This window comes from Fluviicoccus sp., assembly GCF_030646115.1.
GTDB lineage: Bacteria > Pseudomonadota > Gammaproteobacteria > Pseudomonadales > Moraxellaceae > Fluviicoccus.
In genome coordinates this window covers 50,422-63,386 of record NZ_JAUSMX010000019.1, presented here as the reverse complement: position 1 = coordinate 63,386, position 12,965 = coordinate 50,422, and the positions used below count along the sequence as shown (strand labels likewise).

Sequence of the window (12,965 nt, the reverse complement as noted above, 5' to 3'; positions counted from 1 at the left end):
CACGACTCCGGGGTAGGGAGAACGTCAGTTGCCGCCGGCTGCAATGAACTGGCTGATAGACGCGTAAAACTCCATTTCGTCAAAGGTGTCGGGGCCAAGACCGGTCACATCCAGATGGTCCTGGCTGATCTTGCCGGTGTGGCTGGTCATCTGGATAGAACTGGGGTTGTTCACGTCAGACACATAACCGGTGGCGCTGACCGAGGCCAGGGTGTCCAGCGGGTTCCAGCAACCGTACCAGGCGCATTTCCAGTCATTTTCGTTATAGCTGAGGCGGGTGCCGATCTGCTGCGAGTTGATGCCCACCAGACCGTCGTCGTCCATGTCATAAGTGCTGCCGTCACCGGCCCCGGAGGCGCCGTCGTTGTCGCAGTCATCCACGCAATAGCCGTCGCCGTCCGCATTGAAGCCGATAATGGCGCCCAGTGCACTCAGCAGCGGCATCAGGTTGCCGTCGTCCTGTGCGGTAATCAGCGAGCTGATGCGTGCCGCCACCGCTGCGCCACCGCTGCCGGTCAGGTTGTAGTTCTGGTTGAAGACCTTGGAGCCGGTGGTCTTGCCGTCATCGGGGTCATAGTCGTTATAAACCAGTTGCAGGCCGCCTTCGATGATGCTGTTGCGGGCCGACTGGCCGGACACGGTGTTGACAGCGTTATAGAGGATGTCGGCCATCTGGGCGACCAACACGCCACAGGGGTCATTGGCGGGATTACCGTCCCAGGGCAGGTTCCAGCAGAACTGGTCGCCGTTGCGGGCATACTTGTCCAGGATCTTCTTGGCATAAGGGCTGCCGCGATGCGGGGAGGACAAGCTGATCAGGTCCTTCACCACCACATAACCCTTGCGGGCCTTCAGCACATGCGCCACTTTGCGGATGTCGAAACCGCCTTGCGAGTGGCCCACCAGGTTGATGTATTGCGTGCCCTGGGCCGCCATGTAGCTTTCCACCTGATCGGCCAGTTGCAGGCCGCGCAGTTCGGAAGAGCCCAGCGAGGTCACCTGGAAGGCTTCGGCTTTCTGGTCGCCGGGCACCCAGTCATTGCAGCCGTTGATTTCGAGGAAGGAACAACCGTCCAGGGCGAAGGTGCCCCATTCATCGCCAAAATAATCAATGCCCAACAGCGAGTCCCAACCGGCCATGCCGTGGGCGAGAACAACGGGATATTTGGTTTTGGCAGCTTCTTCGGCTGCCGCCTGCTGGGTTCCAAGCCCCAGCGTGATCATGACGGTGGCAGCGACCGCTGCCAGTTTCTTGAAGTTCATGTGCGCCGACCTTTATAGTTCTGGTTTGACTGCGGCAACACGCAAGGCGGAAATTTGGCGTCTGTGGAGGCATGCTCAGCCCCTGAGGCGGCCCGACTATCCCGGAGGGACTCGCGGCTTTCCGTCCCACGATTGCTCGTGGTTTGGCGTGTTGAATCTGTCCTTAAGAACATGTTCCCTGACAGTCCCCAAAAAGCGAGACCTTGCTCACAATTATGCGTATGGTTGAAAAACATGCAATAGCCGTTCGTCGACTAATTAAACCGCTGGTAACTGTACGTTTCATCATCACTGTGGGCATAATCGGGGCAGAAGAAGAATACGGCGTCAGCCGAGGAGTGCAGGGTTGTGAAAAAACGTCTGTGGGTATTCGCCAGTCTGGCCGTGATGCTGGCCAGCATTGGTGTGCTGCTGTTTCTGGCGCTGAAAAAGCCGGACGTTGCTGAAGAGGCGATCGCCGCGACGGACACGCCGCCGACAACGGCCGATGTCCGGCTGGCGGCTCCCATCTACACCAGCGGCCCGCTCAGCCAGTTGCCGCCCGACGAGCAGCAACTGGCCAAGGCCATGCGGGACCGCTTCGGTGACAAGCTGGACCAACCCTACTGGCGCATCCGCGTCATTGAAACCCTGACCAAGATGCTGCAAAAGAAATATCCCAACGACTGGCAGGCCCGGCTGCGGGATTTGCTGCGGCAGATATTCCCGGAACAGGCTGAGGCCTTGCTAGCCACTCTGGAAGCCTACGACAGCTATAGCGACTGGCTGAAGATGTCGCAGGGCAAGCTGGTTTACGCCAGTCTGGAAGAACGGCGCAAAGCTTTGTGGGACAAGCGTGTGCAGTTTTTCGGCAAGGATGCTTATGTCATTTGGGAACAGGATCTGAAGCAGGAGAAAGTGGAGGATGCGTTGCGCAAGATTGACCAGTCCGGACAGCCGGTCAGCCATAAAGTGGACAGTTATGTGAAGACGCTGGCAACGGTTTATGGTCAGGACTCGCTCAACCCGGAGCAGTCACATCCGGTGCAGTTGATGGAAGGCTTCCTGAAGCTGGGGTCAGTACAGGAGGATTTGCACCGGCAAACACCCGAGCAGCAGCGGCAGGTATTGCGCGAACTGCGCAGCAAGCTGGGGTTGAAGCAGGACGCCCTGGAGCGCTTGGAGGTGCTGGACGAGCAGCGCACCCAGCGCTTCAGCTCCGGAGAGAGCTATATGGCGCAACGGGCGGCGTTGGAAAAGCAGTATCAGGGGCAAACCCTGCAATTGCAGCTGAACGCCTTGCAGAACAAGCTGTTTGGCGAAGGCGAGGCGCAACTGCTGCGTAATGAGGAGGCTTCGGGTTACTACCGCTACAAGGAGCGGCAGGTCATCGGTGTCAATTAAGCGCGATCACTTCAGGCGGAGGCCGGTGCTGTCTTCCACGTGGATGCTGAGCGGAATGCCGCTTTGCACGCTTTGTGAAACGGTGCAGAAGTCCTCGAACTGGCCCAGCACCCGTTCCAGATGCTCAATGCCCTCGGCCGGACGGCCCAGATTGATCACGGCTTCCATGCCGGAAATGCGCATGCGGTTCTGCTCGTTGCGGCCGACCGAACAGCTGACTACGGTTTCCATGGCGCCCGCGTCCTGCTTGAACTTGCGCAGGGCAAACACCAGGCTGGCGGAAAGACAATTGGCCACGGCGGCGGCCAGCAGATGTTCGGGAGAGGGACCGGCGCCCTGGCCCAGCGGTGCGGGCAGGTCGGCTTCCAGTAAGGCCATGGCTTCGCCGAAATCGACGGTAAAGCGGTAGTCTTCTTCCCGCGTAATACGTATTTTCAGCGGCTCGCGCATGGCAGGCTCCGGGTTCAGGGTTGGGGGGCGGACACAGGGGGGACGGGAGGGCTCGCCGGGAAGTCATTGTCGGCATTCTTGCTGCCCACCAGGCCCCAGGTGGCCATGTTCAGCCAGGAACGCTTTTCATTTTGAGGCCCCAGGTCAATGCGCGGGCGGCCTTTTTCGTCCACATAGTCCGGGTGGTTCAGCTTCAGCAGCGCCAAGTTGTTGGCGGCCAAGTCCGTCATGCCCAGTTGCTGCTGGCAATAGGCGGTCATGGCCAGCGCTTCCGGGGTCTGCGGGGTTTGCGGGTAGTTCTCGATAACCCAGCGGGCGCGGTTCAGGGCGCTGACCCAGGCGCCGCGCTTCAGGTAATAGCGGGCCGAGTGCATCTCGGCTTCGGCAAACTGGTTGCGCAGGCTGACCATGCGCTGGCGGGCGTCGGCGGCATAGGGACTGTCCGGGAAGCGTGCCAGCAGTTCACGGAACTGGTCAAAGGCCTTGCGGCCGTTGCTCTGGTCGCGATGCGCCTCGTTCTGGTTGAAAAAGGTGAGAAAGGAGTCGCGTCCGGACTCGAAACCGGCCAGGCCTTTCAGGTAATAGGCGTAGTCCAGCTTGGCATGCTGCGGGTGCAGGCGGATGAAGCGGTCGGCGGCGGACTGCGCACCCGGATAATCCATGTGCTTGAGACGGGCGAAAATCAGTTCCAGTTGCGCCTGTTCCGTGTAGGCGCCAACCGGGTAATGCGACTCCAGGGCTTCCAGATGCTTGCCGGCGGTTTCGAAATTCCCGTAGCGCAGCGACTTCTGGGCGGCGTCGTAATACTCTTTTTCGGTCAGTGAACGGTTTTTATCAGGGGCGGAACTGCACGCAGCCAGTGCAGCGGCCAGTGCGAGGGCGGCGAACCGACGCATAATCTCTCTCAAAAGGGGGTAGAATTGCGCGTATTTAAGCACTTTATCCAACGGCGCGCCAAATATGTCTACAGAAACCCAACATTGCCAGATCCTGGAATCCCGTGTGCCGCCCGATATGTCCGGCATGCGGCTGGATCAGGCGGCCGCGCACCTGTTCGGCGAATATTCGCGTGAGCGGCTGAAAACCTGGATTCAGGACGGCCACCTCACCGTCGGCGGCAAGACCGGCCGCCCCAAAGACCGCGTGGCCGGCGGCGAGGATCTGGTGCTGAACGTGGTGCTGGACATTGAAACCCATGCCCTGCCGCAAGCGATGCCGCTGACCATCCTCTATGAAGACGAACACCTGCTGGTGCTGGACAAGCCCGCCGGACTGGTGGTGCATCCTGGCGCGGGCAATCCGGACGGTACGCTGCTGAACGCCTTGCTGGCGCATTGCCCCGACCTGCAGCACATTCCCCGCGCCGGTCTGGTGCACCGCATCGACAAGGACACCAGCGGCCTGCTGGTGGTGGCAAAGACCTTGCCTGCCCAGGCGGATCTGGTGGAGCAGTTGTCCGAGAAGTCAGTGCATCGGGAATACGAGGCGGTGGTGCAGGGCGTGCTGGTCAGCGGCGGCACCATTAATGCCCCCATTGGCCGCCACCCCACCGAGCGGGTGCGCATGGCCGTGATCACCGGCGGCAAGCCGGCGGTGACGCACTACCGGGTCATCAAGCGTTTCCGGGGCCATACCCATGTGCGGGTGCAGCTGGAAACCGGCCGCACCCACCAGATCCGTGTCCATTTTGCGCACAAGGGCCATCCGCTGCTGGGCGACCCGGTGTATGGCGGGCGTCACCGCCACCCCAAGGGCGCCACGCAGGAGCTGCTGGAGATGTTGCAGCACTTTCCTCGTCAGGCGCTGCATGCCCGGCGGCTGGGCCTGGTGCACCCGGCCAGCGGTGAGGACATGAGCTTTGAGTCACCCCTGCCGGAAGATTTCCGGGAACTGCTGGCGGTGCTGGAGCGGGATGTAGCGGCGGAGTAAATCACTCCGCCTGACACTCACAGCCCCAGCAACCCCTTCTTCGCGGTCTTGCGGATTTCCTGTTCGTCCTGCCATTCCACCAGTCCGGTCTTCAGGTTCATCAGCTTCAGCGTGAACTTGTAATAGACCGACTTGGTCTTGGTGAACTTGCTGTACACATCGCCGGTGCCGCCCGCTTCCTTGTAGATGCTGCTCAGGTTGCCGTAGTACATGTATTCCGCGCCAATCATCTGTCCGAAACGGATGGCGGTCTTGGGGTCCACCAGCTCATCGTTGTTCTGGAACTTCAATTGCGAGCGCGCCGATTCCACCCGCGACATGTCCACCAGCCGCACCTTGCCGGATTGCAGCAGCTTGGTGGTCATGCTGTCCAGCACGGACTCGGTGTCGATGTGTTCGTCAGTCTTGTTGGCAATGCGTTCCACAAACAGCACCGGGCGCTTGCTGGCGGCCGTGGCTTCACCAATCACCGGCGAGGCCAGCAGCGATTCGGTCATGCTCTTGGCAGTCATTTGCAGGTCGGTGGAGCCGAAGCGTTCAGTGACGGTCTCCGGGGCCTGCGCATCGCCATAATGGACGCTGGCGCAGCCTCCCAAAGCCGCCGTGAGGATGGCGGTGCTGATCAGGGCGGTATGTTTCATGGTGTTCTCCTAAAGCGGCCAGGCGGCCGTGTAAAACTGGTTGTCCACCTGCACCACCCGCAACAGGGTAAGGCGCTGGCGGTTGACGGTCAGCCGGACGGTGGAAGCGCCGTTCAGGCGAATTTCATGCTCGCCTTCCGGTAAGGGAAAGCGGGCGATATGGGCGAATCGGGGTAAGGTCAGCCAGCTGCGCAGGTCGGCCTGTTCGCTGATCAGGTTGTAAGCACCCACCAGCATCCCCAGCAGTTCACCGCCTTTGTCGCGGCTTTCTTTTTGCATCTGGTGCTTGGTCTGGGCGCGCAGTGTCTGCCGGGTCAGCAACGACAGCATGCGGTCACGCAGGGCGCGGGCGGACAAGGCCTGGATGTCGGCCAGCGGTTGCGTCTGCACCGGTTGTTTCAGGGCGGCGGCCTCCACCCGCAACGGGGTGGCGGCCTGCCAGGCCTGCGGATAGTAGGGAATGGCCAGCACATACCAGGCTTCCGGCCACGGGAAGGGCAGGAACAGTTCCTGACGCGGCGGCGCCAGGCCTTCTTCGTACATCACCACGACGAAGCCTTCATTCTCCCTGGGTTTGCGCGGAGCAGGTGCGGCCGGTAGCTTCAGCGGTGAAAGGTCTTCACGGCGGTTCAGTTGCAGGGCCAGGCGGATGACGTCCAGTTGCAGTTGCGGATGGTCCGGGGCCAGCGACAGGGCGCGCTTGTAGTCGATATAGGCGTCGTCCCACTGCTTGCCGGACTCATACAGCACCCCGGCCAGATACAGCGACCACGGGTTCTGCACGGCGGAGCCGGTGCGTTTGGCCAGATTGTCGAGGTTGGTCAGTTCACCGTTATAGTGTTCCATCGCGGCAGTTGAGAGGCCGGTGGAGGTGTCCTCGCCGTCATGGGCGTCACGGGCCTTGTCCTGCAGGCGCTGCGCCTGCCGCATTTCCACCAGCGCGCCTTCACGATTGTTGGCGGCCACATAGTTCAGCGCCTGGTAGCTGTGCAGCAGCACTTGCTCATAAGCGGGGCTGCGATAGGGAATGGCGTTGTCGTTGCTGACCAGCGACAGTCCCTGATTGGCGGTCTGGCTCGCGGAAATCAGCGCCTTGTCTTCTGCCTGGCGGATCAGGCGGTCGGCTTCGGCAAAGGCCTTGAGGCTGGCGGGATAGTCACCCTCCAGCTGGGCCAGCCGTCCTTCTTCCAGGCGCGCCAGCAGCACATCACGGCCGCTGCCGATTTTACGGGTTTCCGTCAGGGCGGGGGTCAGGTTATGGGAGCTGATGGCGTGGGTATAGACTCCGGCGCGAACCGGATAAGGGGTGAAGACACTGTTGTTGGCGCACCCGGCCAAGAGCAGCAGGGTGCACAGGAAAAAGCTGATGCGCAACGGCATGGCGGCTCGTGATTCGGTTTTGTCTGAGTCTAGCAAAGCCCGGCGGGGTTTAGCCGGGGCTTTGTTGCTGTTTCTTTAATCGGGGGGGCTGAATGGCCTGTGCTTGGTGTCCGAGGCTCAGGACTTCCGGTCCAGCCGTTTCAGCAGGTTGATCATGGTGATGTAAGGCCCCTGGCGCTGCACAAAATTGCTGGCCCAGATCGGAAGGTTGCCGCCGGGGTCCATCACTACTTCGCCTTTGAAATAGATGCGATCCTCGTCAACGGCGGCAATCCAGCTTTCCATGCGCGCAAAGGGCATGCGCACCCGTCCGGGCTGCTCCGGCATGTAGTCGGCTACGGAGGACGCCTGAACCATGGCGCGCTGGCCGTTCCGCACAAATTCCGCCTTGAAGTGCAGCACCACGTCACGATCCGGGAAGCCCATGGGTGGGCTGAATACAGCGTAGACAAAGGCTTCCTGCGGGGAAACCTGTTTCAGCAGGCGGATTTCCTTCAGGCGCCAGAACCATTGCGGATAGCTGTCAAAGTCCATCAGCAGTTTGACCATGTCGCTGACCGTGGCCGGCAATTCCGCCTCGGCTTTCATGGAGCGGACCCGCGCGTTGTCCTCGCGTTTGCTGTACACCTGAATGTTGCGCGGCTTGTCTTCCTTGATCAGTTGCCATTGCGCGGGGGTGCGGGATTGAAGCGCGGCTACGTCGTCACCATCGGCCATGGCCGTTCCGGCAGGCAGCAGTATTCCGGCCGCCAGAAGCCACAGGCAGAAGAAAAACGGATGCTGGAATATGAACATGCGCGGCTATCTTTGTTGTTGTGGTTGAATCATGTACAGAAGGATAGCACTTTGCTGCCCGCAATTCGTTAGCTACTTCACAAAAACAAAACCGCCCGGAGGCGGTTTTGTTTTCATTCCGGAGCCGGGCGGCTTAGTACAGCACGCGCGTCCGGATGGTGCCGTCAATTTCCTGCAGCTTTTGCAGGGCGACGGTTGAACAGTCCGCATCCACATCCATGACCAGATAGCCGATGGCTTCGTTGGTCATCAGGCTTTGCGCCGAGATGTTGATGTTGTTTTCGGCAAACACCCGGTTGATGGCGGACAGCACGCCCGGCACATTGCGGTGGATGTGCAGCAGGCGGTGCTTGCCCGGTTGCAGCGGAATCGCCACTTCAGGGAAGTTCACGGCCGACAGCGTGGTGCCGGTGTCGGAATAGCGGGCGAACTTCTCGGCCACTTCCAGGCCGATGTTGGCCTGGGCTTCCAGCGTGGAACCACCGATGTGCGGGGTGAGGATGACGTTGTCGAACTTGCGCAGCGGCGACAGGAATTCTTCGTCGTTGGCCTTCGGCTCCTTGGGGAACACGTCGATGGCGGCGCCGCCGATGTGCTTGCTTTCCAGGGCTTCCGCCAGAGCGTCGATATCGACGCAGGTGCCGCGGGCGGCGTTGATGAAGATGGCGCCCGGCTTCATCTTGGCGAACTGTTCGGCCTTCATCATGTTCTTGGTGGAAGCCAGTTCCGGTACGTGCAGGGTCACCACGTCAGCGGCGGCGAGCAGTTCGTCCATGGTGCCGACCTGGCGGGCGTTGCCCAGCGGCAGCTTGGTGACTACGTCAAAGTAGATGACCTGCATGCCCAGCGACTCGGCCAGCACCGACAGTTGCGATCCGATGGAGCCGTAACCGACGATGCCCAGCACCTTGCCGCGGGTTTCAAACGAGCCTTCCGCCGACTTCGACCAGCCGCCGCGATGCACCAGCGCATTCTTCTCGGGAATGCCGCGCAGCAGCAGGATGGCTTCGGCCAGCACCAGTTCGGCTACCGAACGGGTGTTGGAGAAGGGGGCGTTGAACACCGGCACGCCTTTTTCCATGGCGGCCTTCAGGTTGACTTGATTGGTGCCGATGCAGAAGCAGCCGACCGCGACCAGCTTGTTGGCGGCGGCCAGCACCTTCTCGGTGACCTGGGTGCGGGAACGGATGCCCAGGAAGTGCGCGTCCTTGATCTTCTCGATCAGGGCGTCTTCATCCAGCGCGCCGCGCAGGTATTCAATGTTGGTGTAGCCGTTGTTGCTCAGCACGTCGAGGGCGTTCTTGTGCACGCCTTCCAGCAGCAGGAAGCGGATCTTGGCTTTGTCGAGGGAGAGTTGGCTCATGGGGGCGGTTCCTGAAGGCCGAAAATTCAAGCCGCATATGATACCATAAACGCCTTGCCAAACCACGTGATTTCAGGATAAGCCATGCTCACCCCCTCCGCACTCCACCAGTTGCAAGCCATTGTCGGGGAAACCCGTGTCAAGACTGATGCCGACAGCCTGAAAACCTGGGGCGTTGACTGGACCAAGCACTTCACCCCCGCTGCGTCTGCCATTGTTTTCCCGGCCACCACCGAGGAGGTGCAGGCCATTGTGCGCCTGGCCAATGTCGAAAAATTCGCGCTGGTGCCGTCCGGCGGCCGCACCGGGCTGTCCGCCGGAGCGGTTGCAGCTTCCGGGGAAGTGGTGATCAGCTTCGACCGCATGAACAAGGTGCTGGAATTCCACGCCGCCGACCGCCTGGTGCGGGTGCAGGCCGGGGTGGTCACCGAACAACTGCAGCAATACGCCGACGAGCAGGATCTCTATTACCCGGTGGACTTCGCCTCGGCCGGTTCCAGCCAGATCGGCGGCAACATCGGCACCAATGCAGGCGGCATCAAGGTGATCCGCTACGGCATGACCCGCAACTGGGTGCTGGGCCTCACCGTCGTCACCGGCAAGGGCGACATCCTGCGCCTGAACAAGGGCATGATCAAGAACGCCACCGGCTATGACCTGCGCCACCTGTTTATTGGCGCGGAAGGCACGCTGGGTTTTGTCACCGAGGCCGAGATCAAGCTGGAGCGCAAGCCGCGCAACCTGAAGGTGATGGTGCTGGGCACGCCGGACTTCGCGTCGGTGATGAACATCCTCGCCACTTTCCAGGCGCAACTGGACCTGACCGCCTTCGAGTTCTTCTCCGAACTGGCCGTGCAGTGCGTGACGGCGAGCGGCGACATCGCCCGTCCGTTCTCCGAAGTCACGCCGTTCTATGCGCTGCTGGAGTTCGAGGCGCTGTCAGAAGTCATGGAAGAGCAGGCGATGGGCCTGTTCGAGCACTGCGTAGAGCAGGGCTGGGTGATCAACGGGGTGATGAGCCAGAACGAAACCCAGCTGCAGAACCTGTGGCGGCTGCGCGAGGACATTTCCGAGACCATCGCCAAGTACACGCCGTACAAGAACGACATTTCGGTGCTGATCAGCCGCGTTCCGGCCTTTATCGCCGACATTGACGCCATCGTCACCGAAAACTACCCCGATTTCGACGTGGTCTGGTTCGGCCACATCGGCGACGGCAACCTGCACCTGAACATCCTCAAGCCCGCCGACCTCAGCAAGGAAGACTTCTTCGCGAAGTGTCAGGTGGTGAACAAGCAGGTATTCGAAACCGTGCAGAAGTACGACGGCTCCATCTCCGCCGAACACGGCGTCGGCATGACCAAGAAGCCGTATCTGGGCTACAGCCGTTCGCCGGAAGAAATTGCCTACCTGAAGGCGATCAAGCAGGTATTCGACCCCAACAATGTCGTCAATCCGGGCAAGATCTTCGATCTGGAGGCTTGACCGTTTCTCCCCTTGGCGCGGCCGGTTGGGCGGTGTAATGTTCCGCATTCCCCGCTTGACCTGAAGCGGGGAGTCTTGACCATAACACTAACAATCTCCGTGAGACCGCCGCGCCATGCCCCTGCCCATTGTTGATTTCTTCTACGACATCGTCAGTCCCTACAGTTACGTCGCCGCCAAGCGAATCCACGAGCTGGACGGACTGGCCACCGTGCGCTGGCGTCCCTGCCTGTTGGGCGGTGTGTTCAAGGCCACCGGCAATACCGGTCCGGCGTTCACGGTGCCCGCCAAGATGCCTTACATGTTCAAGGATTTGTCGCGGCTGGCTGCCTATTACGGCTTTCCGTTGACGGTCCCGAAATCCTTCCCCGCCAACACTGTCACCGTGCAGCGCGTGCTTTGTGCCGCTGACGAAGCGCAACTGCCCGCGCTAAGCATGAAGCTTTTTGATATGTATTGGGGGCAGGGCATTGATGTGTCTGACAGCATCACCCTGAATTCGCTGGTGGGTGAGGCCTTGATGGCCAAGGCCGGGGACGACGGGGTCAAGGCGCGTTTGCGCGAGAATACCGAAGCGGTGGTTGCCGCCGGGGGCTTCGGCGCTCCGACGTTCCTGTTGGACGGTGAATTGTATTTCGGCGAAGACCGCATGTTCCTTTTGATAGACCGTTTGAAAAAAGCCTGACAAATTCCCCGCAACATCTAGTCTTCTGGTAAGGGTGAATATCTTCACCCCGCCATGGAGTGCGGATCATGATGTTGCGGCCGGGTTTCCTGATGCTCTGCCTGGTATTGCTGGCGGCCTCGCGGCCCGTTCAGGCGGATCATGCCGCTGGTCATCACGGCCGTATGAACATGGAACAACGCCTTCAAGCCCTAGAGGCTGAAATCGCCCGCCTCAAGGCGCAGCCGTCGCTCAACCGCATCGATGGCGGCCTGCGCGCCCAATCCGCCGACGGCTCCACCCGCTTCCGTTTCTTCGGCCGTTTGCAGGCGGATTACGCCTTCTACCGCAAGGATATCAATAATCTGGGCAGCGGCTCCGAACTGCGCGCCTTCCGTCTGGGCGCGCGTGGCACGGTGGCGCCGGGCTGGGACTACAAACTGGAAACCGAGGTGCTGACCGGCCAGAAAGTCCGCGTCACCGAGGGCTACCTCGCCTACACCGGCTTCCCCAACACCCAAATCCAGATCGGCAACATTTTCGAAATGTACGGACTGGAGGAATACGCCAGCGCCGTCGACGTCATCTTCATGGAACGTTCCATGGCCATCGACACCTTCGCCCCCGACTACAATCAGGGCATCGCCATCATGCGTTGGGGGGAAAACTGGAGCCTCGGGGCCGGGCTGTACGGCGATACCGCCAACAACGCCCAGACCAAGCTCAACGAATCCTGGGGTAGTTCCGCGCGGCTGGTCATCGCACCCCGGCACCAGACCGGCAACGTCGTCTCCATAGGCCTAAGCACTTACTGGCGCGACAAGACAGACAATACGGCCGGCTTCAGCGCCCGCCCGGATTCGCACATCACCCCCGTCAAGCTCGCGGATACGGGAGCCATCGCCAATGTCAGCACCATCACCGCCATCGCCACCGAACTGTCGTGGACACAGGGGCCGTGGTCGTTGCAGGGTGAAGTGACACAAGTCAAAGTCAACCGTTTCGGCGGGAAAGCAGATGCCACCTTCAGCGGCGGCTACCTCGCCGGAACCTATAGCCTGACCGGTGAAAGCCGCCCGTGGGACATGAAAATCGCCACCTACAGCCGCATCACCCCGACGGCTAAGGGCGGCGCGTGGGAACTGGCGCTGCGCTACGACGCGCTGGACCTGAACGACAAAGCAGCCGGAATCACCGGCGGCCAAATGAACACCCTCACGCTCGGCCTGAACTGGTACCCCAACCCCCTGATCCGTTTCGCCGCCAACCTGATCAAAGTCAACGCCGAAAAAGACTACGACGCCAACGGAACCCTCGACACCGACCAACCGCACATCGCCCAGCTCCGCGCCCAAATCGCCTTCTAACTCAGACCCCACAACCCCCAACGCCGTCCGCAGCCAACTGTTTGAGCCAACAAGATCAGGAACGCAGAGATGGAAACGAGGCATCAAGAGGGAAGGAACGGAAAGCGAGTTTTGGCGTAGGACACGGTTTTGCTTACTTTTGCCAAGACAAAAGGAAGGCCCGCGGCAGGCGGATGACAAAACCCCCTTGATCCCCCTTTCCAAGGGGGAAATGAAAAAGGGCGCATTCAATGCGCCCTTACCCC

12 protein-coding genes and 1 riboswitch are annotated in these 12,965 nt (G+C 60.8%); of the genes, 5 read left to right on the top strand and 7 right to left on the bottom strand.

Features of this window, described 5'->3' with window-relative positions; all coding sequences use genetic code 11:
• Positions 1-24: 24 nt before the first annotated feature.
• Positions 25-1,263, bottom strand: a complete 1,239-nt coding sequence (locus tag Q7T36_RS14270; RefSeq protein WP_304849955.1) for a triacylglycerol lipase — start codon at positions 1,261-1,263, stop codon at positions 25-27.
• 83 nt (positions 1,264-1,346) lie between these two features.
• Positions 1,347-1,421, bottom strand: a riboswitch (cyclic di-GMP riboswitch).
• Between the two features lie 190 nt (positions 1,422-1,611).
• On the opposite strand from Q7T36_RS14270, the gene Q7T36_RS14265 reads away from it, so the two are divergent.
• Positions 1,612-2,646, top strand: a complete 1,035-nt coding sequence (locus Q7T36_RS14265; RefSeq protein ID WP_304849952.1) for a hypothetical protein — start codon at positions 1,612-1,614, stop codon at positions 2,644-2,646.
• Positions 2,647-2,652: 6 nt separating this feature from the next.
• On the opposite strand, the gene Q7T36_RS14260 is transcribed toward Q7T36_RS14265, so the two are convergent.
• Together Q7T36_RS14260 and Q7T36_RS14255 are read right to left on the bottom strand one after the other, a co-directional pair.
• A complete protein-coding gene (locus tag Q7T36_RS14260) occupies positions 2,653-3,096 on the bottom strand; it encodes an OsmC family protein (RefSeq protein ID WP_304849949.1) in 444 nt (147 codons plus the stop codon).
• A gap of 14 nt (positions 3,097-3,110) precedes the next feature.
• Entirely contained in the window at positions 3,111-3,992 is an 882-nt protein-coding gene (locus tag Q7T36_RS14255) for an outer membrane protein assembly factor BamD (RefSeq protein ID WP_304849946.1), read from the bottom strand.
• Between the two features lie 64 nt (positions 3,993-4,056).
• Between Q7T36_RS14255 and rluD the strand changes: the two genes are divergently transcribed.
• Positions 4,057-5,025, top strand: a complete 969-nt coding sequence (rluD, locus tag Q7T36_RS14250; protein ID WP_304849943.1) for a 23S rRNA pseudouridine(1911/1915/1917) synthase RluD — start codon at positions 4,057-4,059, stop codon at positions 5,023-5,025.
• Between the two features lie 17 nt (positions 5,026-5,042).
• Here rluD and lpoB read toward each other — a convergent pair whose 3' ends face one another.
• The 4 genes from lpoB to serA all read right to left on the bottom strand — a co-directional run bounded on the left by lpoB (position 5,043) and on the right by serA (position 9,204).
• The gene (gene lpoB / locus Q7T36_RS14245) at positions 5,043-5,666 is read right to left on the bottom strand and encodes a penicillin-binding protein activator LpoB (protein WP_304849940.1); all 624 of its coding nucleotides are present in this window, start codon (positions 5,664-5,666) and stop codon (positions 5,043-5,045) included.
• A 9-nt stretch (positions 5,667-5,675) separates the two neighbouring features.
• Entirely contained in the window at positions 5,676-7,046 is a 1,371-nt protein-coding gene (locus Q7T36_RS14240) for a COG3014 family protein (protein ID WP_304849938.1), read from the bottom strand.
• 117 nt (positions 7,047-7,163) lie between these two features.
• Positions 7,164-7,841 (bottom strand): hypothetical protein, encoded by a 678-nt coding sequence (locus Q7T36_RS14235; protein WP_304849935.1) that lies wholly within the window; start codon positions 7,839-7,841, stop codon positions 7,164-7,166.
• Positions 7,842-7,974: 133 nt separating this feature from the next.
• Complete coding sequence (serA, locus tag Q7T36_RS14230; RefSeq protein ID WP_304849932.1) at positions 7,975-9,204, bottom strand: phosphoglycerate dehydrogenase; 1,230 nt, start codon at positions 9,202-9,204, stop codon at positions 7,975-7,977.
• 84 nt (positions 9,205-9,288) lie between these two features.
• Between serA and Q7T36_RS14225 the strand changes: the two genes are divergently transcribed.
• The 3 genes from Q7T36_RS14225 (at position 9,289) to Q7T36_RS14215 (ending at position 12,720) form a co-directional block, all read left to right on the top strand.
• Positions 9,289-10,689 carry an FAD-binding oxidoreductase gene (locus Q7T36_RS14225; RefSeq protein ID WP_304849929.1) on the top strand — a complete coding sequence of 467 codons (1,401 nt, stop codon included), beginning with the start codon at positions 9,289-9,291 and terminating at the stop codon, positions 10,687-10,689.
• 115 nt (positions 10,690-10,804) lie between these two features.
• Positions 10,805-11,374: a 2-hydroxychromene-2-carboxylate isomerase gene (locus tag Q7T36_RS14220; RefSeq protein ID WP_304849926.1), complete on the top strand. Its 570-nt coding sequence runs from the start codon at positions 10,805-10,807 to the stop codon at positions 11,372-11,374.
• A 68-nt stretch (positions 11,375-11,442) separates the two neighbouring features.
• Positions 11,443-12,720 carry an OprO/OprP family phosphate-selective porin gene (locus Q7T36_RS14215; RefSeq protein WP_304849924.1) on the top strand — a complete coding sequence of 426 codons (1,278 nt, stop codon included), beginning with the start codon at positions 11,443-11,445 and terminating at the stop codon, positions 12,718-12,720.
• Positions 12,721-12,965: the final 245 nt, after the last annotated feature.